Source organism: Deinococcus phoenicis, assembly GCF_000599865.1.
In the GTDB taxonomy this organism is placed as follows: Bacteria; Deinococcota; Deinococci; order Deinococcales; family Deinococcaceae; genus Deinococcus; species Deinococcus phoenicis.
On sequence record NZ_JHAC01000004.1, the window covers coordinates 81,066 to 103,089 of the forward strand.

General features: G+C 68.5%; 30 protein-coding genes. 26 read left to right on the forward strand and 4 right to left on the reverse strand.

Annotated features, from left to right (window positions below):
• The 13 genes from DEIPH_RS01285 (at window position 1) to DEIPH_RS01340 (ending at window position 8,842) form a co-directional block, all read left to right on the forward strand.
• Window positions 1–441, forward strand: a complete 441-nt coding sequence (locus tag DEIPH_RS01285; protein ID WP_034352567.1) for a DinB family protein — start codon at window positions 1–3, stop codon at window positions 439–441.
• Window positions 438–926 (forward strand): GNAT family N-acetyltransferase, encoded by a 489-nt coding sequence (locus tag DEIPH_RS01290; RefSeq protein ID WP_034352570.1) that lies wholly within the window; start codon window positions 438–440, stop codon window positions 924–926. The genes DEIPH_RS01285 and DEIPH_RS01290 overlap by 4 nt, the downstream gene beginning before the upstream one ends.
• Window positions 923–1,375: a GNAT family N-acetyltransferase gene (locus tag DEIPH_RS01295; RefSeq protein WP_034352573.1), complete on the forward strand. Its 453-nt coding sequence runs from the start codon at window positions 923–925 to the stop codon at window positions 1,373–1,375. The genes DEIPH_RS01290 and DEIPH_RS01295 overlap by 4 nt, the downstream gene beginning before the upstream one ends.
• On the forward strand, window positions 1,372–1,545 hold the full coding sequence (locus DEIPH_RS20060; protein WP_161636014.1) for a hypothetical protein: 174 nt from the start codon (window positions 1,372–1,374) through the stop codon (window positions 1,543–1,545). Before DEIPH_RS01295 ends, DEIPH_RS20060 begins: the two co-directional genes overlap by 4 nt.
• 23 nt (window positions 1,546–1,568) lie before the next feature.
• Window positions 1,569–2,978 (forward strand): argininosuccinate lyase, encoded by a 1,410-nt coding sequence (gene argH, locus DEIPH_RS01300; RefSeq protein ID WP_034352576.1) that lies wholly within the window; start codon window positions 1,569–1,571, stop codon window positions 2,976–2,978.
• The gene (locus tag DEIPH_RS01305) at window positions 2,975–3,478 is read left to right on the forward strand and encodes an HIT family protein (RefSeq protein ID WP_034352580.1); all 504 of its coding nucleotides are present in this window, start codon (window positions 2,975–2,977) and stop codon (window positions 3,476–3,478) included. Before argH ends, DEIPH_RS01305 begins: the two co-directional genes overlap by 4 nt.
• A 28-nt stretch (window positions 3,479–3,506) precedes the next feature.
• Window positions 3,507–4,025 carry a GNAT family N-acetyltransferase gene (locus tag DEIPH_RS01310; RefSeq protein WP_152544722.1) on the forward strand — a complete coding sequence of 173 codons (519 nt, stop codon included), beginning with the start codon at window positions 3,507–3,509 and terminating at the stop codon, window positions 4,023–4,025.
• A 120-nt stretch (window positions 4,026–4,145) separates the two neighbouring features.
• Entirely contained in the window at window positions 4,146–4,616 is a 471-nt protein-coding gene (locus DEIPH_RS01315) for a GNAT family N-acetyltransferase (protein WP_034352583.1), read from the forward strand.
• A gap of 85 nt (window positions 4,617–4,701) precedes the next feature.
• The gene (locus DEIPH_RS01320; RefSeq protein ID WP_034352587.1) at window positions 4,702–5,250 is read left to right on the forward strand and encodes an N-acetyltransferase; all 549 of its coding nucleotides are present in this window, start codon (window positions 4,702–4,704) and stop codon (window positions 5,248–5,250) included.
• A 265-nt stretch (window positions 5,251–5,515) separates the two neighbouring features.
• Complete coding sequence (carA, locus tag DEIPH_RS01325) at window positions 5,516–6,700, forward strand: glutamine-hydrolyzing carbamoyl-phosphate synthase small subunit (RefSeq protein ID WP_034352589.1); 1,185 nt, start codon at window positions 5,516–5,518, stop codon at window positions 6,698–6,700.
• A gap of 122 nt (window positions 6,701–6,822) precedes the next feature.
• Window positions 6,823–7,551: a uracil-DNA glycosylase gene (locus DEIPH_RS01330; RefSeq protein WP_051517062.1), complete on the forward strand. Its 729-nt coding sequence runs from the start codon at window positions 6,823–6,825 to the stop codon at window positions 7,549–7,551.
• Window positions 7,548–7,790 (forward strand): DUF7336 domain-containing protein, encoded by a 243-nt coding sequence (locus DEIPH_RS01335; RefSeq protein WP_034352592.1) that lies wholly within the window; start codon window positions 7,548–7,550, stop codon window positions 7,788–7,790. The genes DEIPH_RS01330 and DEIPH_RS01335 overlap by 4 nt, the downstream gene beginning before the upstream one ends.
• Complete coding sequence (locus tag DEIPH_RS01340; RefSeq protein WP_034352594.1) at window positions 7,790–8,842, forward strand: DNA topoisomerase IB; 1,053 nt, start codon at window positions 7,790–7,792, stop codon at window positions 8,840–8,842. The genes DEIPH_RS01335 and DEIPH_RS01340 overlap by 1 nt, the downstream gene beginning before the upstream one ends.
• Window positions 8,843–8,862: 20 nt before the next feature.
• On the opposite strand, the gene DEIPH_RS01345 is transcribed toward DEIPH_RS01340, so the two are convergent.
• The 3 genes from DEIPH_RS01345 to DEIPH_RS01355 form a co-directional block, all read right to left on the reverse strand.
• A complete protein-coding gene (locus DEIPH_RS01345; RefSeq protein ID WP_034352597.1) occupies window positions 8,863–9,276 on the reverse strand; it encodes a VOC family protein in 414 nt (137 codons plus the stop codon).
• A 26-nt stretch (window positions 9,277–9,302) separates the two neighbouring features.
• Entirely contained in the window at window positions 9,303–9,773 is a 471-nt protein-coding gene (locus DEIPH_RS01350) for a MarR family winged helix-turn-helix transcriptional regulator (RefSeq protein WP_034352599.1), read from the reverse strand.
• A gap of 74 nt (window positions 9,774–9,847) precedes the next feature.
• Window positions 9,848–10,975 (reverse strand): alpha-hydroxy acid oxidase, encoded by a 1,128-nt coding sequence (locus tag DEIPH_RS01355; protein ID WP_034352602.1) that lies wholly within the window; start codon window positions 10,973–10,975, stop codon window positions 9,848–9,850.
• A gap of 50 nt (window positions 10,976–11,025) precedes the next feature.
• Between DEIPH_RS01355 and DEIPH_RS01360 the strand changes: the two genes are divergently transcribed.
• Window positions 11,026–11,595, forward strand: a complete 570-nt coding sequence (locus DEIPH_RS01360; RefSeq protein WP_034352606.1) for a CDP-alcohol phosphatidyltransferase family protein — start codon at window positions 11,026–11,028, stop codon at window positions 11,593–11,595.
• A 119-nt stretch (window positions 11,596–11,714) separates the two neighbouring features.
• Here DEIPH_RS01360 and DEIPH_RS01365 read toward each other — a convergent pair whose 3' ends face one another.
• Window positions 11,715–12,131: a VOC family protein gene (locus tag DEIPH_RS01365; protein ID WP_034352609.1), complete on the reverse strand. Its 417-nt coding sequence runs from the start codon at window positions 12,129–12,131 to the stop codon at window positions 11,715–11,717.
• Between the two features lie 56 nt (window positions 12,132–12,187).
• Between DEIPH_RS01365 and DEIPH_RS01370 the strand changes: the two genes are divergently transcribed.
• From DEIPH_RS01370 to DEIPH_RS01425, 12 genes are all read left to right on the forward strand, one after another.
• Window positions 12,188–12,784, forward strand: coding sequence for a TetR/AcrR family transcriptional regulator (locus tag DEIPH_RS01370; protein ID WP_034352611.1), 597 nt, complete (start codon window positions 12,188–12,190; stop codon window positions 12,782–12,784).
• Between the two features lie 65 nt (window positions 12,785–12,849).
• Complete coding sequence (locus tag DEIPH_RS01375) at window positions 12,850–13,260, forward strand: hypothetical protein (RefSeq protein WP_034352613.1); 411 nt, start codon at window positions 12,850–12,852, stop codon at window positions 13,258–13,260.
• A 6-nt stretch (window positions 13,261–13,266) separates the two neighbouring features.
• The gene (pth, locus tag DEIPH_RS01380) at window positions 13,267–13,950 is read left to right on the forward strand and encodes an aminoacyl-tRNA hydrolase (protein ID WP_034352834.1); all 684 of its coding nucleotides are present in this window, start codon (window positions 13,267–13,269) and stop codon (window positions 13,948–13,950) included.
• Complete coding sequence (locus DEIPH_RS01385) at window positions 13,937–14,998, forward strand: M42 family metallopeptidase (protein WP_235183137.1); 1,062 nt, start codon at window positions 13,937–13,939, stop codon at window positions 14,996–14,998. The genes pth and DEIPH_RS01385 overlap by 14 nt, the downstream gene beginning before the upstream one ends.
• Before the next feature lie 303 nt (window positions 14,999–15,301).
• Window positions 15,302–15,694 (forward strand): P-II family nitrogen regulator, encoded by a 393-nt coding sequence (locus tag DEIPH_RS01390; RefSeq protein WP_051517063.1) that lies wholly within the window; start codon window positions 15,302–15,304, stop codon window positions 15,692–15,694.
• On the forward strand, window positions 15,691–17,001 hold the full coding sequence (locus tag DEIPH_RS01395; RefSeq protein WP_034352617.1) for an ammonium transporter: 1,311 nt from the start codon (window positions 15,691–15,693) through the stop codon (window positions 16,999–17,001). The genes DEIPH_RS01390 and DEIPH_RS01395 overlap by 4 nt, the downstream gene beginning before the upstream one ends.
• Before the next feature lie 297 nt (window positions 17,002–17,298).
• Window positions 17,299–17,595 carry a V-type ATPase subunit subunit G family protein gene (locus DEIPH_RS01400; RefSeq protein ID WP_235183138.1) on the forward strand — a complete coding sequence of 99 codons (297 nt, stop codon included), beginning with the start codon at window positions 17,299–17,301 and terminating at the stop codon, window positions 17,593–17,595.
• On the forward strand, window positions 17,592–19,670 hold the full coding sequence (locus tag DEIPH_RS01405; protein ID WP_051517064.1) for a V-type ATP synthase subunit I: 2,079 nt from the start codon (window positions 17,592–17,594) through the stop codon (window positions 19,668–19,670). Before DEIPH_RS01400 ends, DEIPH_RS01405 begins: the two co-directional genes overlap by 4 nt.
• A 19-nt stretch (window positions 19,671–19,689) precedes the next feature.
• Window positions 19,690–19,995, forward strand: a complete 306-nt coding sequence (locus tag DEIPH_RS01410) for an ATP synthase subunit K (RefSeq protein WP_034352622.1) — start codon at window positions 19,690–19,692, stop codon at window positions 19,993–19,995.
• 1 nt (window position 19,996) lies between these two features.
• A complete protein-coding gene (locus DEIPH_RS01415) occupies window positions 19,997–20,554 on the forward strand; it encodes a V-type ATP synthase subunit E (RefSeq protein ID WP_034352626.1) in 558 nt (185 codons plus the stop codon).
• A 26-nt stretch (window positions 20,555–20,580) separates the two neighbouring features.
• The gene (locus DEIPH_RS01420) at window positions 20,581–21,558 is read left to right on the forward strand and encodes a V0D/AC39 family V-type ATPase subunit (protein WP_034352628.1); all 978 of its coding nucleotides are present in this window, start codon (window positions 20,581–20,583) and stop codon (window positions 21,556–21,558) included.
• Window positions 21,555–21,920 (forward strand): V-type ATP synthase subunit F, encoded by a 366-nt coding sequence (locus DEIPH_RS01425; protein WP_034352630.1) that lies wholly within the window; start codon window positions 21,555–21,557, stop codon window positions 21,918–21,920. Before DEIPH_RS01420 ends, DEIPH_RS01425 begins: the two co-directional genes overlap by 4 nt.
• Window positions 21,921–22,024: the final 104 nt, after the last annotated feature.

The window sequence follows — 22,024 nt, forward strand, 5'->3', positions numbered from 1 at the left end:
ATGCCGACGCTTTCCGAGGTGGTCACCGCTGCCCTGCCTGGCCTGCACGCGCTGACGGAGGCGCAGGCCAGCCGTAAGCCTGCGCCGGACGTGTGGAGCGCGCAGGAGATTCTGGGGCACCTGATTGACAGCGGTGTGAACAATCATGAACGTTTCGTGCGGGCGGGCGCGCAGGACGGCCTGGAGCTGCCCGGCTACGATCAGAACACCTGGGTCCAGGTGAGCGGCTGGCAGGCGCGGCCATGGTTGGAGGTTCTGGCGCTGTGGGAGGTGTATCAGTCGCACCTCGCGCACCTGATCGCGCATCTACCGCCCGCCTCCCTGACCCATAACCTGAGAATTGGTGGGGGAGAACCGGTCACGCTCGGCTTCGTGACTGAGGATTACGTGGCACATCAACTTCATCACCTCGCGCAGATTCGGGAGCGGGTGGGCGGATGACGCTGCCGGACGGCTATACCCTGCGCCGGGCGACTGCCGAGGACGCGCCGACCATCGCCCGGCAACGTGGGCAGATGTTCGTGGACATGGGCGAGCTGACGCCGCAGGATGCGGCAGAGCAGCACGCGCTCTGGACCGACTGGCTGCGCGGCGCACTCCCGGCAGGTGACTACGTCGGCTGTCTGGCGGACGTGGGCGGCGCAAGCGTGGGCGGCGTCGGGCTGATGTTCCAGCCGAAGATGCCGAGCGCGAAGGACCGCGCGCCTCTCAAGGCGTATGTGCTGAATATGTACGTCGCGCCGGAGCATCGCCGCCGGGGGCTGGCGGAGGCGCTGATGCGGGCGATCCTGGCGGAAGCTGGAACGCGCGGGCTGCGGAGCGTGGGGCTGCACGCCGCGCCGCTGGGCCGCCGGATTTACGAGCGGCTGGGCTTCGTGGAGGCGGACAACCCGGAAATGCGCCTCACGCTGGAGCCGTCGCCGTGATCCGCCCCGCTGGTCCCGCCGACGCCCCCGCCTTCCATGCCGTGATGATGGCGGCGGGCATGAACCCGCGCAGCAGTTGGAGCCGCACGCGCGTGGAGGACGTGGCCTGGAGTCTGGAACAGGGCGGCGGCTTCCTGGCCTGGCGTGGAGCTGAGGCGGTCGGCTGCGTGGGCTGGCGGCCAGATGGCCCGGACACCCTGACCCTCAACAAGCTCGCCACCCGCCCGGAAGCGCGAGGCCAGGGCCTCGGCCTCGCGCTGGTGCGGGCGGTGGAGGAGGTGGCCGCCCGGGACGGCTCTGCCCGCCTGCTGCTGGCCGTGAGCCAGCACAACCTGGAAGTCATTCCGTTTTACGAGCGCCTGGGCTACCGGGTGGACGAGGGGGCGGTGTACGCCCACGCGCACCCGCAGAGTCCGCCGCCGGTGGTGCTGGTGAAGGCAGTACGGTGATTCGCCTCTCGCTCCTGATCGGTTTGCCCGCGTTGGCTTTGCTGGGGCTTCTGGGTTTCCGCCTGAGATGGATGGCCCCGGCCCTCTGGCGCGGCATGTTCGCCGTCGGCTCTGTGCTGGCTGGGCTGTACCTCGTCTGGGCAGCCTGGAAGACCTTCAGCGTGGTTTAGCTGTCCTTTTCGTGGAGACCCGAATGATTCAACCCAAACAAGACAAGAAACTCTGGGGTGGCCGCTTTGCCGAAGCCACCGACGGCCTGGTCGAACTCTTCAACGCTTCGGTCGGCTTCGACCAGCGCCTGGCCGAACAGGACATTCGCGGCTCGCTCGCGCACGTGGCGATGCTGGGGCAGGCGGGCATCCTGACGGCGGAGGAGGTCGCGCAGATTCAGGAAGGCTTGCAAGGCGTCCTGGCCGACATCCGTGCCGGAACCTTCGAGTGGCGCCTCGACCGCGAGGACGTTCACATGAACGTCGAGGCCGCCCTGCGTGACCGCATCGGCCCGGTGGCGGGCAAGCTGCACACCGCCCGCAGCCGCAACGATCAGGTGGCGGTGGATTTCCGCCTGTTCACCAAGGAGGCCGCGCTCGACCTGGCCGCGAAGACGCGGGTGCTGCGGGCCGTCATGGTGGCCGAAGCGGAAAAGCACCTCACCTCGGCTGGGGGAGAGGCGGTCATCCTGCCCGGCTACACGCACCTTCAGGTCGCGCAGCCCATCTTGCTGAGTCACTGGTTCATGGCCTACGCCGCGATGCTCGAACGCGACGAGGGCCGTTTCCGTGATGCGGCAGAACGCATGGACGAGTCGCCGCTGGGGAGTTCGGCGCTGGCAGGCACACCCTGGCCGATAGACCGCCATGCCACCGCCGCCGCCCTCGGCTTCGCGCGGCCCACCGCCAACAGCCTGGATGGCGTGGGCAGCCGGGATTTTGCGCTGGAGTTCCTCTCCGCCTGCGCGATTCTCGCCGCGCACCTCTCGCGCCTGTCGGAAGAACTGATCCTGTATTCGACCTTCGAGTTCGGCTTCCTGACGCTGCCGGACAGCCACACCACTGGCAGCTCGATCATGCCGCAGAAGAAAAACCCCGACGTGTCCGAACTCGCGCGCGGCAAGGCGGGGCGCGTCTTCGGCAACCTGATGGGCCTGCTGACGGTCGTGAAGGGCACACCGCTGGCCTACAACAAGGATTTGCAGGAAGACAAGGAGGGCGTGTTCGACAGTTACGACACCCTCTCTACCGTGCTGCGGCTGTATGCCGACATGCTCCCGAAGACGGCGTGGCACGCGGCGGCGACGAAGGCGGCGGCGGCGCGCGGCTTTTCCACCGCGACCGACCTGGCCGACTTCCTCGCCCGCGCGGGCGTCCCCTTCCGCGAGGCGCACGAGGTGGTCGGCGGGCTGGTGGGCCTCGCCAGCCGCACCGGGCGGCAACTCTGGGACCTGACGGACGAGGAGGTGCGCGCCGCCCACCCGCTGCTGACCGCCGAGGTGACCCGCTCGCTCACCGTCGAGGAAAGCGTGAAGGCCCGGCAGAGCTACGGCGGCACCGCCCCCGAGCGCGTGCGCGAACAGGTCGAGGCGGCAAAGGCGGCGCTCCCGTGAACGTCACCGTGCGGCTGGACGGCACCCTGCTGCAAAAGCGCGAGGAGGAATGGGCGCACTGGCTGGCTCATCCGGCCGAGAATCCGCTGTCCACCCGTGAGACGTTCGGCGGCGCGGAAGTCGTGCTGGAAAACGAGCTGTGCGTGTACGTGCAGGACTCGCGCTACGGCGATGGGCTGCGGCACGCCGGGTACATCGTCACGAAGGCCGTCCGGCAGACCGTCTTCGACCTCACGCCGGAAGAGGCCGCCGCCACCCACGCCCTGCTCGCTGAGGTCCGGGCGCACCTCGCCGCCACCGTGCAGCCGGACGGATACACGGTGGGCTGGAATGTCTTGCCTGCGGGTGGGGCACACATCCCGCACGTTCACCTGCACGTCATTCCGCGCTGGAACACGGACGCGAGCGCTGGAGCGGGCCTCCGCTCTTTCCTGAAGGCGGCGCGGGAGGCGGAGCGACGACGCCCACCCGAACCGTTCGCCCAGCCCACACCCACCTGAATCCCGCCCCTCTGAAGGAGGCCGCCCCATGACCCTCACACCCGTGCCCCTCAGCGCCATGCACGTCAAGCTGCGGCAGGCCGCGCCCGCCGATTTCCCCCTCATCCTCGACCTGCTGGCGCGCTGCGGTCTGCATACCGGCAGCGTGACGCCGCAGGGCAGCACCTACTGGCTGGCCGAACTGGACGGCGTGCCGGGCGGCTGCATCGGGCTGGAGCATGGCGAGGGGGCCTCGCTGATCCGCTCGGCAGCCGTTGTCCCGGAGGCCCGTGGGCAGGGCCTGGGGCGCGCGCTGGTGTTCTCGGCCCTCACGCAGGCCACGTTGCGCGGTGACCGGACGGTCTATCTGTTCAGCCAGGAGGCGGGGAACTACTGGCGGCGCTTCGGCTTCGTGCCGGTCAGCGCCGGGGAAATCGCCGCGGCCCTCCCCGGCACGCCCCAGGTCGAAAGCGGCCTCCTGAAAGGCTGGATCGCGGGCGAGCAGGCCTGGAGGCGGGATATGTACACCCAGGCCGGGGCCGTGCCGCCGGGGGGAGGCGGCCGGTGACAGCCCACGTTCCGATGTGCGCCCGGGCCATGTTGCGCTATGCTGCGCCCACCCAAAATCCAGCCGTGTCAGACGCCCGCGTGGGTGATCCCGGCACGACCGAACCCGGAGGGCATACCCATGACCGACTCGAACGTTCAGATTCGCCTCGCTGGACCCCAGGACAAGGACACCGTGACTCGCGTCTTTCACGACGCCGGGCTGGACACCGACGCCGCGCTCGCGGAAGGCACCACCTACTGGGTGCTGGAGCGGAGCGGACAACCGCTGGGCGCCATCGGCCTGGAGCATGGGGACGGCGCGTCCCTGCTGCGCGGCGCGGCCATCGTCCCCTCGGCGCGTGGGGGTGGCCTGGGCCGCCGCCTGGTGATGAGCGCGGTGGAGTACGCGCAGGGCCGGGGCGACCGCGCCATCTACATGTTCAGCAAGGGGGGCGACTGGGGGTCGTTCGGCTTCCAGCAGGTGCCCCTGGCTGTGGTGATGGGCGAACTGCCCGACGCGCCGCAGATCCGGGCCTACCGTGCCCGCAGCGAGCGCCCCGGCGGCACCACCTGGATGCGGCCCCTGGATCAGAAGGTCGGCAAGGCCTAAGGGGGGCAGTGGGTGGTGGGCGGTGGGTTAGCGGAAAAGCTCTTCCCACCGCCCACCCCCCACCCCCCAGCACCGGGGGGCACCCATGACCCTCCTCACGCTCGACTCCATCGCTGTCCCGGACATCCACCCGCAGGCTCCCCTCGTCAGCCGCAAGGCCCGCCTGTCGGACATCGACGCCATTCATGAACTGATCGGCTACTGGGCGGCGCGCGGCCTGATGCTGGTGCGCTCCAAGGCCCTGCTGGCCGAGACCATCCGCGATTTTCACCTCGTGCTGGCCCAGGCGCATGAGGGGAAACCGGGGGGGCTGGCGGGCGTCTGCGGTCTGCACATGCTGGCCCCGGACCTCGCGGAGGTGCGCGGCCTCGCCATTCATCCCCACATGCAGGGGCGCGGCCTGGGCCGGGAACTGGTGGCCGCCTGTGAGGCCGAGGCGCGGGCGATCGATCTGCCGGCCCTGTTCGCCTGGACCTACCAGCAGGGCTTTTTCGAGAAGTGCGGCTTCGTGCGGATCGAAAAGACCAACCTTCACCCGAAGGTCTGGAGCGAGTGCCAGCGCTGCGCCTTTTTCGAGAACTGCAACGAGATCGCGATGTTCAGGGAACTTTCAGCCGGGCGTTCTGGTGGCTGAGTTCCGTCTCCTCGCGGCCGGGCAAAAGGCACATGCCTTGACGCGGGCGGTCTCCCGTGTCGGCAGCGCCCTCCCGGCAGAGGAACGGTCTGGGCGGGCTTGCCGTTGCTGCTGGCCCACACCCGAAAGGGCAAGCGAATGCTGAGCGTCTTCACCGCGCGCCTCCGCCCACCCTGCTAAGCTCTGTGGCTGAAAGCTGACGCCTGACCGCTGACAGCTTCCGCCATGAACTGCGTCCCGTGAGGCGCGAATGGAGGTTCCCCCTATGATCAGAAAAGAACGCGCGATCCTGGCGCTGGAAGACGGCACGGTGTACCGCGGCTACGCCTTCGGGCACCGCGGCGAGACAGTGGGCGAGGTGGTGTTCAACACGTCCATGACCGGCTACCAGGAGATCATGACCGACCCCAGCTACAACGGGCAGATCGTGACCATCACGTATCCGCACGTGGGCAACTACGGCGTGGCGATCTACGACATGGAGAGCAACAAGCCGTATGTGCGGGGCTTTATCAGCCGGGAGTTCTCGGGCGACTACTCCAACCACCGCGCGCAGCAGTCGCTGGAAGCCTTTATGCAGCAGTACGGCGTGGTGAGCATCCAGGGCATCGACACGCGGGCGCTGGTGCGGCGGCTGCGCTCGGGCGGCGTGGTGAAGGGTGTGATCGCCCACCGCTCCTACACCCACCCCGAAGACCCCTACGGCGAGTTCACGCCCGCCGAGGAGCAGGTCTATGTGCAGCGGGCACGCGACCATCAGGACATCGACGGGCACGACATGACCCGCGAGGTCACCACGCCGCTACCCTACGCTTTCCCGACCCTGCGCCACGGCAAGCGCGTGGTGCTGATGGATTTCGGAATCAAGCACACCATCATCGAGCGGCTCTCGGAAGTGGGTATCGAACCCATCGTGGTTCCGGCGCACACCACCCCGGCGCAGATTATGGCCCTCCAGCCGCACGGCCTCTTTCTCAGCAACGGCCCCGGCGACCCCGCGCCGCTGGAGTACGCGCACAAGACCGCCTGGGAACTGATGGGCCTCCTGCCCACCTTCGGCATCTGCCTGGGGCATCAGATTCTGGGGCTGGCGGCGGGCGGGCAGACCTTCAAGATGAAGTTCGGGCACCGGGGCGGCAACCAGCCGGTCAAGAACCTGCTGACCGGGAACGTGGAGATCACCTCCCAGAACCACGGCTACGCGGTGGACATCGACTCCATCCCGAATGGTGCCTTTGTCGCCACCCACGTCAACCTCAACGACCAGACGCTGGAAGGCATGGCGCACAGCCGCTACCCGGTCTTCTCGGTGCAGTACCACCCCGAGGCGTCCCCGGGACCGCACGACAGCCGCTACCTCTTCGACCGCTTCATCGAGGAGATCGACGCCTTCGACGGCGCGAACGGGACGCCGGTGGAGAAGGCCTCGGCGGGCCGCCTGGGTGTTTAGCCTGAACGCTTAGTTCACCCTGCGCCGCAGCAGGTCGCCGGTCACCGGGTGGCCTGCTGCTCTGGCTTGAGCGTTCCTTGAGCGGAAAGGGGGCAGCTGCGCCGGCAGGGGGAGACTGCGACATGCCGACCAGCGACCCTGCCCCCCTGTTCGAAGCGGACGCCGCCCCCCCGGTCCATCTCCCCGACAGCTGGGACAAGGTGCTGGAAGGGGAAACCAGCCGACCCTATTTCCGCGACCTCACCGCCTTCGTGGCCCGTGAGCGTGCCGCTGGCCCGGTGTACCCCGCGCCCGAGGACATGTTCAGCGCCCTGCGCCTGACGCCCTACGACGAGGTGAAGGTGCTGATCCTGGGCCAAGACCCCTACCACGGCGCGGGGCAGGCGCACGGCCTGAGCTTCAGCGTGCGGCCCGGCGTGCGTATTCCCCCCAGCCTCCAGAACATCTACAAGGAGTTGAAGGCGGACGTGGGGTTCAAGCCGCCGAAGCACGGCTCGCTGGTGTCGTGGGCGCGCCAGGGCGTGTTGCTGCTCAACGCCGTGCTGACCGTTCGGCAGGGCGAGGCCAACAGCCACGCGGGGAAGGGCTGGGAACAGTTCACCGACGCGATCATCCGCGCCGTGAACGACAAGCCCGAACGGGTGGTGTTCGTGCTGTGGGGCGCGTATGCCCGCAAGAAGGCCAAACTGGTCACGAATCCGCAGCACGTCATCATCGAATCCGCCCACCCCAGCCCCCTGAGTGTGGCGAAGTTCCTGGGGACGCGGCCTTTCAGCCGGGTGAATGCGGCCTTGGAGGAAGCGGGCGAGACGCCGATCGACTGGCAATTGCCCGAGAAGGCGGAAGAATGACAGAAGTTTTTGTTGTGCAGCATGTTCACGAGTTCGAGGACGGCAGCGAGGACGTCAAGATGATCGGTGTTTATCCTGACCGCGCTTCGGCGGAAGCTGCCGTGGAACGCTTGAGCTTGCAGCCAGGTTTTAAAGACTGTACTGAAGGATTCCATGTGGGTGCCTTCCGTTTGGGAGAGGACCACTGGACGAGCGGCTATGTCAATGCGTTCGATGGTGGAGAGGACGAGGCCCGCTGATGCCGGGCCGCACCGACCTCCTGCAAGACGAGTACCTGCACCGCGAGGGCAGCAAACCCGACGAGTTCCGCTACTTCTGGCCGGACGGCGAGGAGTACACCGACCCGGAGGGCCTTGCCCGCATCGCGTCGCTGGCCGTGCCACCCGCCTATGCGGACGTGTATGTCTCTCCCGACCCGGATGCGGAATTACAGGCGTTTGGCCGTGACGCCGCCGGGCGACTCCAGTACCGCTACCACCCGGACTTCGTGCAGGCGGGAGCCTTGAAGAAATGGCAACGGCTGGCGCGCTTTGCGGACGCCCTGCCTACCCTCCGCACCGTGACCGCCGCCGATCTGCGCCTGTCCGGCCTGCCCCGCCGCAAGGTGCTGGGCGTGATGACCCGGCTGCTGCACGTGGCCCACTTCCGGGTCGGCAGCGACGCCTATGCCCGCGCACACAAGACCTACGGCCTCTCGACCCTGCGCCAGCGGCACGTGAAGGTGGAGGGCAGCGCCATCACCTTTCATTTCCGGGGCAAACACGCCATCGAGCAGCACAAGACGGTGCGCGACCGCACGCTCGCCACCAACATCGGGCGGCTGCTGGAACTGCCCGGCCCCTGGCTCTTCCAGAGCGTGGACGAAGAGGTCCGCACCCGGGTGCGCGCCCCCGACCTGAATGCCTATCTGCGCGAGGTGATCGGCCCCTTTACCGCCAAGGACTTCCGCACCTGGGGCGGCACCCTGGTCGCTGCCGAATTCCTGGCCGAGGCCGGAGCGCCCGGGTCCGAGCGGGCGGCCCGCAAGACGCTGGTGGAATGCGTCAAGTTCGTGGCGGATGACCTGGGCAACACGCCCGCCGTCACGCGCGGCAGCTACATCTGTCCGGTGATCTTCGACCGCTATCAGGAAGGCAAGGTGCTCGACGACTACGAACCCCGCGCGGGCCGCACCGAACCCGAGTTGGAGGGGCTGTCCCGCAGCGAGGCCGCGCTGAAGCGGATGCTGGAGAGTGAAAAGGCGCTGCGGACACGGCGCAGCCGGAAGAAGGAGGCGAAAGAGGCGGCCTGAACCGTCGGTGGACCTGTCGCTCAGGGCTGCGCGGCTCCGCCAGACTCCTCCGGCACCGTGACCCACTGCACCAGTTGCACCATCACGCCGTTGGGGTCCGACACCTGAAAGTACCGCTCCCCCCACGGCTCGGTTTCGATGGGAGTGACGACCGGTACACCTTCCGCCTGAAGGCGCGTGTATTCGGCGTCAATGTCGTCCACCACGAACACCACCAGCAGCCCCTGCCCGGCGTTGCCGGCGATCTGGGGCGGCTTGAAGGTGGACAGGCCCGTCTGGAGGAAGATCAGGTTGAAGCCCGCGTCCGCCCGCGTCAGGGACGCCACGCCCTCATGGTCCATCTCCTGCACGAAGCCGAAGTGCCGTTTCAGAAACTCGGCGGAGGCGCGGACGTCCGGCACGTTGAGCGAAATGGCCGACTGGGTGATGTGCATAAGCTTTCCTCCTCTGAAGGGGGGCGTCAGGTCGCCGGGGGCATCTCCCGCTCCGTTCCCCGCTCCAGGCGTTCACTCAGCGCACGCAGCGTCTCCAGCGCCGCCTGGAGCGCCTCGGGGGGAGCTGCCCGGCCGATGTGGTTGGCCCACTCCGTCTGGACTGGAATGAGGCTTGCGGCGGCCTCCTTTCCTTTCTCGGTGAGCTGCACCCATCGGGCGCGGCGGTGCCTGGGGTTGTCCACGTAACTCAGAAAGCCTTCCCGTTCGAGGGCGTCGGTCTGCTGCTGCACGCTCTGCCGCGCAAGCCCCATGACCCGGCTGATCTCCGACACCGTGCTGGGACCATGTTCCACCACGCCCAGCACCTGCCAGCGGGCGCTGGTGAGGCCCAGGGGTTGGGTCAGGCGGTCGCCTGCGGCCAGGAGCAGACCATGCAGACGAAAGGCCTCCAGCAGCAATTCCGTGAAGGCGGCTCCCTCCGCCGTGAGGTGGGTCATGGGAAGCAAGTCTATCCTTTTGACAGGTACCTGTCAAATGAACCAGAAGCCCTAGGGTGGTACGAACTGTTCACCTACACCCGCACCAGGTCCCGCCCCACCTGCCCGATGTTCTGCTTCCCGCACAGCGCCAGCGCCAGCCGCACCTCGTCGTGGAGGAGGTCCAGCGTTCGCCGCACACCCGCTTCACCGCCGGCCGCCAGGCCCCACAGCGCGGCCCGGCCCAGGAAGACGGCCCTGGCCCCCAGCGCCACCGCCTTCAGCACATCCGTCCCGCGCGTCACGCCGCCGTCGAGGTAGACCTCTGCCTGGCCCTGCACGGCGTCCACCACTTCGGGCAGCGCCTCGATGCTGCTCACGGCGGTATCGAGTTGCCGCCCGCCGTGGTTGCTGACCCAGACCTGCGCGCCGTGGTGGGCGGCCAGCCGGGCGTCCTCGGCGGTCAGGATGCCTTTCAGCACGATCGGCAGGGACGTGACCGAACGCAGCCAGGCGAGGTCTTTCCAGCTCAGGGTCTTGTCCACCAGCCCCTGGAAGTAGTTCACGAGTTGCGACCCGGCCTCCGATTCCAGCGCGTGCAGTTGCTCGCGGCTGCCCGCATTCGGCACGCTGAGGTGCGGTGGCAGGGCAAAGCGGTGGCGTTCGTTCGGCTCGCGGCGGCCCAGGAAGGGCGCGTCCACCGTCAGGACCAGCGCCCGCGCGCCCGCCGCCTCCGCCCGGCGCACGACCTCCGCGCTTACTTCCCGGTCGGTGTACAGGTAAAGCTGGAACCAGAAGCGCCCGGCTGCCGCCCGCGCCACGGCCTCGATCGGCGTGTTGCTGAAGGTGCTGAGGGTCATGAGGCTGCCCGCCGAGGCCGCCGCGCGCGCCGTGCCGAGTTCGGCGTCGGGGTGCGCGAGGCCGTGAAAGGCGCTGGGGGCGATGCCCACCGGGCAACTCAGCGGCAGGCCCAGCACCTCCGTTCGCGCGTCCACGTTCGACACGTCCACCAGCATCCGGGGCCGCAGGCGGAGGGCGCGGAAGCCGGCGCGGTTGGCCGCCAGCGTGACCTCGTCGTTCGCGCCGCTCGCGTAGTACTCCAGGGCGTTGCGGTCGAGCCTGGAGCGGCCCAGCGCCTCGATGTCCCCGAGGTTCACGGTCCCGTCCAGTTCGGGACCGTCCAGCTTGGGAATGGTCGCTTCCGGCAGGTTGGGGGTGGTCATGGGTCAGGGTAACAAGCCGGGCCGTCCGGCATGCCGCTATCCTGCCCCGGATGCTCCGTCGGCTGCCCGCGTTCCTGATTGCCCTGCGTGGCCTGCTGGGGCCGCTGCTCTTTGCCCTGGCGCTGGGCGGGCGGGTGCCCTGGCTGTTTGCGGCGGGCCTGGGGCTGGCGCTGCTGTCCGACATTTTCGACGGCGTGCTGGCCCGGCGGCTGGGGGTGGCTTCCCCCCGCCTCCGCTGGGCCGACAGCGTGGTGGACGGCTGGTTCGTGCTGTGGGTGGCCGCCGCGTTGCTGCTGACCCATTTCGAGACGCTGCGCCCGGGCTTCCCCCTGCTGGCCGCGTATCTGCTCACCGACGTGGCCGGGTGGCTGGCCGACCTGGGCAAGTACGGGCGGGTCGCGGCCTACCACGCCTATTCCTCCAAGCTGACCGGGGTGCTGCTCTTCGCGGCGACGGTGCCCCTCAGCCTGCGAGACGACCCCGCACTGCTGTGGGTGGCCCTAGGCGTTGGCGTCCTCAACCACCTCGAACGCCTCGCCATGACGCTGGTGCTGCCGCACTGGACGCCCGACGTGCCGACGCTGTGGCACGCGCTGCGGCGGCGGGCGGCCGGGGGGTAGAGTTCAGCCCTGCTGCATCCCGGAACCCTGCCGCTGACCCGCGCTTTTGCCGACGCGGGCGTGACTGTCGCCGGGGAGAGGTGGGCGAGGTGCTGGTGAACCCTGGTGCCTGTCCGGGACTAGCCCAGGCCGTTTTGTCGAAGCCATTCCTGATCTGGTGGAATCTGTTGCAGCACTTCGACAATGACGTCATCCGGGGCCTGTAGTTGGAGTCGCCGCTGTCCCCAGGGTTCGTCAGTAGGGTTCATGAGGAACGTCAGTCCGGCATCCTGGAGGCGTTTTGCTTCGGCGTCGAGGTCCCCGACGACCAACGCGAGCATGACCCCCGAGGTCCTCTTGCCCTGAAGATGGCGGCCCGCCGCTGCGTGGTCCTTGTTCAGGAGATCAAAAAACAGGCCGGAATGGTCTGGATGTTGCAGGCTGACGAACCACGGCAACTCCGCCGTAGGCTCGAATCCGAAGTGCTGGATGTAGAACTGCGCGCTTTGCAACGGGTGGTCGCTCAGGACCATCAGACTGATGGCTTTGGTTTGCATCGTCCTTCCTCCATTTCACTACGACTGTACCGGTACACCTGGAGTAACGTCAAGCCATGCGCCAGAACGCTGCCCGCCGAACGCTCCTGCTCGATACCGCCATTCACCTCCTGGCCCGCGAAGGAGCGCGCGGCCTGAGCTACCGGGCCTTGGATAACGCCGCCGAGTTGCCTACCGGAACGGCGTCGAACTACTTCCGTCACCGTGCCGATCTGCTGCATCAAATCGCGCTTCACATTCACGAGCGCCTGATGCCTGATCCACAGTGGCTGGAAGAAACCTTGCAGCAAAGAACGGGGCAGGAACTCTACACGGCCCTGCTGGAAAATCTCGTGGAACGTGTCCTTCAGGAGCAACACACCTCCCTGGCCCTGATGGAACTCCGGCTGGAGGCCACCCGGCGTCCTGAATTACGTGCTTCACTTTTCAGCACCGTCAGGCACAACATTGGGTGGAACCAACGGTTCAGCGAGGAACACGGACTGGCTCTACGTGCCGAAGACTTCGTGCTGATGTACCTGGCCATCAGCGGATTGCTGGTTGAAGAACTGACTGTGCCGGGCGTGCTGGCACCGTACACCAGAACGGAGCTGGTCCAGTCTCTGGTCGCGCGATTCCTGCCGATCCAGACCGGGGAAGGCGGAATCCGGTAGACCAGTCCCCGCGTGGAATGGCGGCAGGACCGGGCGGCCCCCGCCGCGCTTGCTACCCTCTTGCCATGACGACTTCCGATGCCCAGGTCCGGCAAAAGCTCACGGCCCTCGCCCAGAGCCTGCGCGCCTTCCACTCGGCGCTGCTGGACTTCGCCAAGGGCGAGTACGAATTTCTGCATGGCCCGGTGAAGGGTCCCTTCGCGCTGTACTCGCTGGTGATGAACGACCCCTCGTTCCAGTGGCTGCGGCCTCTCTCCGGCCTGATGGCGACGCTCGACGAGGTGCTGGATCAGAAGGACACCACGCTGACCGAGCGCAACGTGGCGGACGTGCGGCAGGCGCTGGGACTATTGTTTGCCGACACGGACACCCGCTTTGCCGACTTCCGCGCCGGATACGCCCGCGCCAGGGGGGACGCCCGCGTGCGCGAAACCGAGGTCCGCTGGCGCGAGACGCTGGGCAGTCTGGAGGCTTGAGCGCCTATGAAACTGGTCGTCGGCCTGGGCAATCCGGGCAGCCAGTACGTCCGGACCCGCCACAACGTCGGCTGGCTGGTCGTGGACGAGGTGGCCCGCCGCTGGGGGGCTGTCTGGCGGAGGGAAAAGGACGCGGAGGTGGCCGAGGTGCGTGTGGGAGCGGCGCCCGGCGCGAAGGTGCTGCTGATCAAGCCGCAGACCTTCATGAACACGTCGGGCAAGGCGGTGGGGCCGCTCTACGCCTTCTACAAGCTGGACGGTGACGCATTGCTGGTCGTGCAGGACGACCTCGACAGCCCCTTCGGCCTGCTGAAGTTCCGGCTGGGCGGGCGGCACGGCGGGCAGAACGGCGTGCGCGACATTATCCGGGTGCTGGGCACGCCCGACTTTCCGCGCCTGAAGGTGGGCATCTCGCGGCCCCCGGCAGGCTGGGACCCCGCCGACTGGGTGCTGAGCAAGTGGCGCACGGAGGAGGCAGCCACGCTCGCGGAACTGGTGCGTCTGGGGGCCGACGCGGTGGAAGTCTGGGCACAGCGGGGACTGGCCGAGGGGCAGGGGCGCTTCAACGGCACGGACCTGCGCCCGAAACCGGCACCGGAACCTCAGGCCACGCCCCGGCCCGAGGGGTCGGACGCGGCGGCCTCTGCCCCAGCAGACGCGGCGTATGCTGACGCCCGTGACCCCCACTGAGCTGCGGCTGGACCTCCTGTGCCAACTCTCGGACCTGAACGGCGTCCCGGGCAACGAGGACGCGGTGCGTGACTTCGTGCTGCGTGAACTGGACGGCCTGGCCGACGAGGTCCGTGTGGACGCGCTGGGCAACGTGATCGCCCTGAAGCGTGGACGGGACGCAGCCAGTGAGGGAGAACACCGCCGCGAGCGCATCATGCTCAGCGCGCACATGGACGAGATCGGGTTCCTGGTGCGCTTCGTCGACGACCAGGGCTTCCTGCGCGTGCAGGCGCTGGGCGGCTTCGACACCCGCAACCTCTTTGCCCGCAACGTGACGGTGCAGACGCGCGGGGGTGCGCTGCCCGGCCTTCTGACGCCCGGCGGCAGGCCCGTCCACATCGCCACCCCGGAAGACCGCAAGAAGGTCCCCGAGGTCAAGGAATTCTTCGTCGATCTCGGCCTGAACGCAGAGGAGGTCAAGCGCCGCGTGCGGGTGGGCGACATGGTCACGCTCGACCAGACGGCGCGGCAGGTCGGGCACCTCGTCGTCGGCAAGGCGATGGACGACCGCGCCAGCGTCTTTTTGCAACTGGAGGTGCTGCGTCACTTCCGCGAGGAGCGCCCCCGGCATGACGTGGTGGCCGTCTTCAGCGTGCAGGAGGAAGTCGGGCTGCGCGGCGCGGTGGTCGCGGCCTACGGCGTGGAACCTACCCTGGGCATCGGCCTGGACGTGACGCTGGCGGTGGACACCCCCGGCGTCGGCCCCGACGAGGCGGTCACGCGCCTGGGCGAGGGCATCGGCATCAAGGTCTTCGACTCCTCCATGATTTCCACCCGCTGGCTGGTGGACGCCCTGGTGGACCTGGCCGAACAGGAAGGCACCCCGTACCAGCTGGAGGTGCTGGCGCTGGGCGGGACCGACGGCGCAGCGATCCAGAAGACGCGTGCGGGCGTGCCCTCCGTCACGCTCAGCATTCCCACCCGCTATATCCACACCATCGTCGAGGCCGTCCATGTGGGCGACCTGCGCGCCGGGGTGGACCTGCTGGTAGCCTACCTGCGCTGAAGTCCTGGCGGCTGGGCAAGGCTCGGGGGCTGCCGGATGGTGGAGGTCCAGTAGCCGGGGAGTGGGGGAGAGGCCAGCGAGCTTCTCCCCTTCCCAGTGGTCGCCGTGCAACATGTTCTGTTTTTTCTGGACAGCCAACCTAGTTGGAGAGGAAACTGGAGGTATTTACCCTGTCATCCTGCATTTTGTCTTCCTGAATCTGGACATCTGTCAATCTTTTTGTTGACGCTTGGTCGTGTTCGGCCTACCCTTTGCACAGGTGGGGGACGTTCTCTGCACCTTGTCCCAGAAAAAGGAGACGGCATGAAACTGATCACGGCGGTGGTGCGCCCTGAGCGGGTGCAGCAGATCAAGGAGGCGCTGTTTCAGGCGGGGATCAGCGGCCTTACGTTGGCGCGGGTGTCGGGGCATGGCGGCGAGCAGGAGATCGTCGAGCATTACCGGGGCACGCGCGTGATGATCGAGTTCCGGGACAAGGTCGAGTTCCGCATGGCTGTCAGCGAGCCGTTCGTGGACACGGCGATCCGCGCCATCTGCCAGGGCGCATGCACGGGCGAGGTCGGTGACGGCAAGATTTTCGTGCAGCCGCTGGAACGCGTGGTCCGCATCCGTACCGGCGAGGAAGACAATGCCGCCCTCACGCCCGTCACCGAGACGAGACTCGCGCCGGGTCAGCCTTCCGGGCGTGCCCCGTGAAGCTTGTGCCTCTGCTGGTCCTGCTCGGCGGCGCGGCCCTCGCGCAGCCGGCCCCGCCGACGCCGGGCGTCCCTGGGCTGAACGCCGGCGACACCGCCTGGATGCTGGTCGCCGCCTCGCTGGTACTGCTGATGACGCCCGGCCTGGCTCTGTTCTACGGCGGCCTGACCCGTGCCCCCAGCGTGCTGAACACCATGATGATGAGCGTCGCGTCGACCGGTGTGGTGGGCGTGCTGTGGACCCTGGCCGGGTACACCCTGGCGTTCGGGCCGGGTGGGAACGCCCTGATCGGCGGCCTCTCGAACCTCGGGCTGGGGGGCATGACGGACGCGCTGACCGGCACCGTTCCCACCTCCGTCTTCGCGGCCTTCCAGGCGATGTTCGCCATTATTGCCCTCGCCTTGATCAGCGGCGCGGTGGTCGGGCGGATGCGCTTCGGGGCGTTCCTGCTTTTTGGCGGCTTGTGGAGTCTGCTGATCTATGCGCCGCTGGCGCACTGGGTCTGGAGCGCGGACGGCTGGCTCTACAAGTCCGGCACGCTGGATTTTGCGGGCGGCACCGTGATTCATATCGCGGCGGGCGTGAGTGCGCTGGTGGCCGCCGCCGTCCTGGGGCCGCGCCTGGGCTACCCCCGCGCCGCGCACGTGCCGCACAACGTTCCCTTCGTGCTGCTGGGGGCGGGCCTGCTGCACTTCGGCTGGATGGGCTTCAATGCCGGGAGTGCCCTGGCCGCCAACCAGACCGCCGCGCTGGCGCTGCTCACCACGCTGGTCGCCCCCGCCGCCGCCCTGCTGACCTGGCTGGCCTGGGAGAGTCGGGGCACCGGCAAGCCCACCGCCGTCGGGGCCGCCACCGGGCTGGTCGTGGGTCTGGTCGCCATCACGCCCGCCTGCGCCTTCGTGACGCCCTGGGCCGCCACCGTGATCGGCGGGCTGGGGGCCACCGCCAGCTTCTGGACCGTGCAGGTCAAGCCGCGTCTGGGGGCCGACGACGCCCTCGACGTGTTCGCCTGCCACGGGGTCGCCGGAATCGTGGGCGCGCTGCTGACCGGGGCGCTCGCCTGGACGACCGGCAGCGGCGGTCCGGTAGGTGGGCAACTGGTCATCCAGCTTGTCAGCGTGGCCGTCAGTGTCCTGTACACCGGGCTGGGCAGTTTCGTTCTGCTGAAGCTCGTCAGCCTCGTTCTTCCGCTGCGGGTCACGGCCCGGCAGGAGGTGGGCGGCATGGACCTCAGCGCCCACAGCGAGCAGGGGTACACCGAGCAGGAAGGGGGCCTCAGCGCCCCGGTCTTCGTCGGCGGTGACTGAAGAAGGCCTCCTCCGTCCGGTCCTCTGTGCGGCCCCGCCCGGCGACGTCTCCAGGGGGGGCCGCCCCAGGATCCGGCCGGACCGGACGGCTCCGCCGGGACGCTTGCCCTCCGGGGCGTGAATAAAGCCTGTGTTAGGATGCTGCACGAGTCTGACGCATACCAACACGGGTCGGGCCATCTCAGCAGCTCAGCGCACCCCCCGGACACCTCGCCCTCACGGACGGGGCTTTTCAAGAGGGGTGCTCCTGAGTCACGAAGGGAAAGGAGGAGGGATTTGGACGTCTCAAGTCGAGTCTTGAGTGAACTGGCCAGCCGCGAGGCAGCCCTGGACGCGCAGATCGAAGCGGCCCGCGAGGAAGCCAGGCGGTCGGTGGAGGCTGCCGAGGCCGAGGCCGCCCGCATCCTCGCGCAGGCACAGACGCAGGCGCAGGCCCTGCAGGCCGAGCATGACCAGCAGCTGGCTGCCGAAACCCAGCGCATCCGCGACGAGGCCCGCGCCCGGGCAGAGGAAGGCGCGCAGGCCACCCGTGCGCGCGCGGGGTCACGGGTGCAGCAGGCCGCCGAGTACATCCTGAGGGCGGTGCTGCCGTGATCAACCCCATGCAGCAGGTCGTGATCGCCGTGCGCAAGCGCGACAGCGAGGCGGTCATCGCGGCCCTGCAAGACGCCGGGGTGCTGCACCTGACGCCCATCACGGGCGGCCCCCTGGGCACCGGCTCGCTCGCCGGGCAGGACGCCCAGGCCCGCCGCGACGACGAGCGGCTGCTGGCCCGCGCCGAAAGCACCATCGCGGAACTGGGCGCCTACCGCCCCGCCCCCGCCCCCCTGCCCGCCCAAAACGAGTGGGAACGGGTGGTGGAGGGTGCGGCCGTGCCCGTGTCGGCCCTGGCCCGTCAGCGTCAGGAGCTTCAGGCCGACCTCGACGCCGAAGCCGCTTACGGGGACGCCGTGCGTGCCCTGGCGCGCCTGAGCGGGGGCCTGGACCGCAGCCGCCGCCTGACTCTGGTGCCTTTCCTGCTCCAGGCCGGCGACAACCTCGGCGACCTGGACGCGGCCCTGGGGGCGGCGTTGCCCGAGCGGTATGCGCTCGCCACCGAGGCGGTCGGGCAAAACCGGGTCGGCCTGGTCGCGGCCCTGCGCACGGACCGGGACGCGGTGCGCGCGGCACTCTCGCGGGTGCGCTTGGGCGAACTGCGGTTGCCGGGCCGTTTCGACGGCCTGCCCCTGTCCGAGGCCGCCCGCGAGCTGGACGCCATCCGGCAGGGCGGCGCGGAGCGGCAGCGGCAGCTGAATGCCGAGCGCGAGGGCCTGGCCCGCACGCATGGCCCCGCGCTGTATGCCGTGCGTGACGCCCTGAAAGACCGCGTCGCCATTCACGACGTGCGTGCCGTGTCCGCGCGGGGCAAGTACAGCCTCGCCATGCAGGGCTACTTGCCCACCGACCGCGTGCCCGCCCTCACGGCGGCGTTGGGAAGCTTCGGTGACGCCGTCAGCTACGAGCTGCACGACGTGGACGAACACCACGACGCGGCCATCCCGGTGCAGCTCAAGAACAACAGCTACGTCAAGCCCTTCCAGGTCGTGATGGGGCTGATGAGCCTGCCCAAGTACGGCACCTTCGATCCCACCTGGATCATCGCGCTGTTCTTCCCCCTGTTCTTCGGCATCATCATCGCGGACGTGGGCTACGGCCTGCTGTTCCTGTGGTTCGGGATGTGGCTGCTGGGCAAGGCGCGGCGGAACGAGGGCTGGGACCTCAGCTTCTTCGGCGCGTTCATCCCGCCCGCCACGGTGCGCGACCTGGGCTACGTCACCAACGTGATGGCGCTGTGGTCGATCCTGTGGGGCTTCCTGACCGGCGAACTGTTCGGCACGCTGGGCGAGCACCTCCACCTCTTCTACGTGGACCCCGATCTGGTCAACCGCCTGTGGGGCTGGACCGGCATTCACGCCAGTCACGCCGGGGGCACCGAGGCCGTCGCCCACAGTGGCCTGATCCCGACCGTGTTTCCCCGCCTGGAGACGAGCTACTTCAGCAACGTCGCGCTGGTGTTCGCGCTGCTCTTCGGCATTCTGCAAGTGCTGTGGGGCTGGGGCATCCGCATCCAGCAGGGCATCAAGCACAAGGACCCGACCCACACCTGGGAGGGCCTGGCCCTCTTCGGCAGCACGGCCGCGCTGATCTGCCTGGCCTTTGCGACCCGTGCGGGCAAGGACTTCGGGCAGCTGACCAACTTCGCCAATCCGCTGATCCTGGTGATGTACGTGGGCTTTGCCCTCTTCCTGGTGGGCTGGATTCGCGTGATTCGGCACTTCCCGCTGCTGCCCATCGAACTGATCTCGCAGGGCAGCGCCGTTCTCAGCTACGCCCGTATCTTCGCGGTCGGCTTGGTGAGCGCCATTCTCGCCAAGCTGTGCAGCGACATGGGCTGGAGCCTCGCCGAGCGCATCGGCTTCCTCGGGATCATCCTCGGCCTGGTGGTCGGCGCGCTGCTGCACTTCTTCGTGCTGGCGCTGACCTTGATCGGCCACATCATCCAGCCGCTGCGTCTGCACATCGTCGAGTTCCTGAACCCGACCGGCTTCAACGCCGAGACCAGCCCGGCCTACAACCCCCTTCGCCGCCTCAGCCCCGCCGCCCACGCGGTCAGCGGGCCGGGCAAATAAGTTCTCAGGAGTGTCCGCTATGACCAAGTACAACAAGATCGTTCTCGCGTCCCTCGTCCTCGCTCTCGCGACCAGCGGTCTGGCGCAGACGGCCAACACCGTCGGCGGCCCCGACGATATGTACCGTGGCCTGCGTGCCCTGGGTGCAGGTCTGGCGCTGGGCCTGGGTGCGGTCGGCACCGGCATCGCGCAGGCCCGCATCGGCTCCTCGCTCGTGGGCGCGGTGGCGGAAGACCCCAGCAAGGCCGGCAGCCTGCTGCTGTACTTCCTGATTCCCGAAACCCTCGTGATCTTCGGCTTCCTCGCGCTGTTCATCCTGAACTGATATGGCGCTCGACAAGCTCCTCGAACACGAAGCGCAGGCGGACATCGAGCGCATCCGCGCCGAGGCCTCGGGCCGCGCGCAGCAGATTGTCGCGGACGCCCGGGAACGCGCCCAGGCCCTGATCGAGAGCCGCACCCGCGCGCTCGAAACGCAGCGCCAGGCCGGGCTGGTGCGTGCCCGCAGCGCCGCCGACCTCGAACTGAGTGCGGCGCGGCTGACGGCCAGCGAGCAGGGCATGACCGAGGTGTACGGCCTGGTCGAGCAGCAGCTGCGCGACATCACCCGCCTGCCGGAATACCGCGAGATCCTGGGCCGCCTGATTCAGCAGGCCCGCCAGGCCATCCCCGATGCGGAAGCCGTCGAGGTTGGCCCCGCCGAGGCTGCGCTGGCCCGCGAACTCGTCACCGACCTCCCCGTGCGCGAGAACCCTGGGCTTCAGGGGGGCGTGCGCGTGGTGGCCCGCGGCGGCAAGAGCGGCATCACCAACACGCTCCCGGGCCGTCTCGAACGGGTGCGGGGCGAACTCGCGCCGCAGGTCAGCCGCCTGCTGGCCGAGTAAGGCCGGCGAAGGAGAATTGGCCGAAGATGCCCGACGACTACGCTTACATCAACACGCGCGTCCGCGTGATGCGGACCAAACTGCTGGGTGGGCGCGCCCTTGACTCGGCGCTCGCGGCGGGCAGCTACCAGGAATTCCTGCGCGTCCTCGCCGAGACCGACCTCGCGCCCGATATGCGCGAGACGACCGCCGAGGGGGCGGGCCTGCCCGAACTCGACCGCGCCCTGTCACAAAACCTCTTCGCCACCACCCGGAAGGTGCTGGGCTTTGCCGACGGTGAGGCCAAGCGGGAGATTCAGGCCCTGCTGATGCGCTGGGACCTGGTCAACCTCAAGACCGTCGCCCGCGGCATCGTCAGCGGGCGGGGCAGCGAGGCGATCCTGGAGAGTCTGATTCCCGGCGGCACCATCAAACCCGCCGCCCTCCAGACCGCCGCGCAGAGCACCGACCTCGCCAGCGCGGCCGCCACCATCGCCGTCAGCGGGCACCCGCTGGCCCAGGCGATGCGCGACGGGGCGGCGGCCTACAACGCCAGTAACCGCCTGCTCGATCTGGAAGTAGCGCTCGACCAGGGCTACTACCGCTACGCGCTGAGCGTGGCCCGGAACACCAGCCTGCGCCGGTTCCTGGGCCGCGAGATCGACGTGACCAACGCCCTGATCGCCCGCAGTGGCCGGGGGCAGGCGCTCGATCCCAACCTGTTCGTGCCGGGTGGCCGTCTCGACGCCGCCGGGTACAGCCGCCTCACGGGCGGGGACGCGGGCGGCGTGCCGGACGTGGCCGCCATTCTCGACGCCCCCACCCTGGAAGACGCCGAGGTCGCGGCCCGCACGGCGCTCGACAACGCCGCGCGCAACGTCGCGGCGGGCGATCCCGAGGGGGTAGGTATCATCCTCGACTTCCTGCGCCGCAAGGAGATCGAGATCGCCAAGCTCCGGCTGATCGGTCGCGGCAAGTTCTACGACCTGCCCACCGAACAGATTCGCCGTGAGGTGCAGGCATGACCCAGGCCAAGGCAGCACCGGGCGCGGGCAACCAGACGCAGCATGTCGCCGTCCTCGCCGACGCCGAGACCGCCACCGGCTACCGCCTGGCGGGGGCCGAGGTGATCGAGGCGACGCCGGAGACGGCAGTCCGCGAACTCGAACGGCTCATCCAGGAAAACCGCTATGGCCTCGTCGCGGTGGACACCGGCCTCATTCCCGACCCCATGACCGCCACCGCCCGCGTGATGCGTGGGCGTGACCTCCCCATCCTGCTGCCCATTCCCAGCCTGCGCGACGCTTTTTCCGCCGACACGGTGGACGCCAAGGCCTACATGGGCAAGCTGGTGCGGGACACCATCGGGTTCGATATCAAGCTTTGAGGTTCAGGGTCTAACGCTTCAACCTTCGAAACGGCCTGAGGCACAAATGTCGTCCTGGGCATCTTTTAGACTGGTTGACGGTTAGACCCTAGACCCTTAGACCT

Coding starts and splice junctions, on each gene's coding strand:
- DEIPH_RS01285 (WP_034352567.1), top strand. CDS start 1: ATGCCGACGCTTTCCGAGGTGGTCACCGCTGCCCTGCCTGGCCTGCAC.
- DEIPH_RS01290 (WP_034352570.1), top strand. CDS start 438: ATGACGCTGCCGGACGGCTATACCCTGCGCCGGGCGACTGCCGAGGAC.
- argH (WP_034352576.1), top strand. CDS start 1,569: ATGATTCAACCCAAACAAGACAAGAAACTCTGGGGTGGCCGCTTTGCC.
- DEIPH_RS01310 (WP_152544722.1), top strand. CDS start 3,507: ATGACCCTCACACCCGTGCCCCTCAGCGCCATGCACGTCAAGCTGCGG.
- DEIPH_RS01315 (WP_034352583.1), top strand. CDS start 4,146: ATGACCGACTCGAACGTTCAGATTCGCCTCGCTGGACCCCAGGACAAG.
- DEIPH_RS01320 (WP_034352587.1), top strand. CDS start 4,702: ATGACCCTCCTCACGCTCGACTCCATCGCTGTCCCGGACATCCACCCG.
- carA (WP_034352589.1), top strand. CDS start 5,516: ATGATCAGAAAAGAACGCGCGATCCTGGCGCTGGAAGACGGCACGGTG.
- DEIPH_RS01330 (WP_051517062.1), top strand. CDS start 6,823: ATGCCGACCAGCGACCCTGCCCCCCTGTTCGAAGCGGACGCCGCCCCC.
- DEIPH_RS01335 (WP_034352592.1), top strand. CDS start 7,548: ATGACAGAAGTTTTTGTTGTGCAGCATGTTCACGAGTTCGAGGACGGC.
- DEIPH_RS01340 (WP_034352594.1), top strand. CDS start 7,790: ATGCCGGGCCGCACCGACCTCCTGCAAGACGAGTACCTGCACCGCGAG.
- DEIPH_RS01345 (WP_034352597.1), bottom strand. CDS start 9,276: ATGCACATCACCCAGTCGGCCATTTCGCTCAACGTGCCGGACGTCCGC.
- DEIPH_RS01350 (WP_034352599.1), bottom strand. CDS start 9,773: ATGACCCACCTCACGGCGGAGGGAGCCGCCTTCACGGAATTGCTGCTG.
- DEIPH_RS01355 (WP_034352602.1), bottom strand. CDS start 10,975: ATGACCACCCCCAACCTGCCGGAAGCGACCATTCCCAAGCTGGACGGT.
- DEIPH_RS01360 (WP_034352606.1), top strand. CDS start 11,026: ATGCTCCGTCGGCTGCCCGCGTTCCTGATTGCCCTGCGTGGCCTGCTG.
- DEIPH_RS01365 (WP_034352609.1), bottom strand. CDS start 12,131: ATGCAAACCAAAGCCATCAGTCTGATGGTCCTGAGCGACCACCCGTTG.
- DEIPH_RS01370 (WP_034352611.1), top strand. CDS start 12,188: ATGCGCCAGAACGCTGCCCGCCGAACGCTCCTGCTCGATACCGCCATT.
- DEIPH_RS01375 (WP_034352613.1), top strand. CDS start 12,850: ATGACGACTTCCGATGCCCAGGTCCGGCAAAAGCTCACGGCCCTCGCC.
- pth (WP_034352834.1), top strand. CDS start 13,267: ATGAAACTGGTCGTCGGCCTGGGCAATCCGGGCAGCCAGTACGTCCGG.
- DEIPH_RS01390 (WP_051517063.1), top strand. CDS start 15,302: ATGAAACTGATCACGGCGGTGGTGCGCCCTGAGCGGGTGCAGCAGATC.
- DEIPH_RS01410 (WP_034352622.1), top strand. CDS start 19,690: ATGACCAAGTACAACAAGATCGTTCTCGCGTCCCTCGTCCTCGCTCTC.
- DEIPH_RS01415 (WP_034352626.1), top strand. CDS start 19,997: ATGGCGCTCGACAAGCTCCTCGAACACGAAGCGCAGGCGGACATCGAG.
- DEIPH_RS01420 (WP_034352628.1), top strand. CDS start 20,581: ATGCCCGACGACTACGCTTACATCAACACGCGCGTCCGCGTGATGCGG.
- DEIPH_RS01425 (WP_034352630.1), top strand. CDS start 21,555: ATGACCCAGGCCAAGGCAGCACCGGGCGCGGGCAACCAGACGCAGCAT.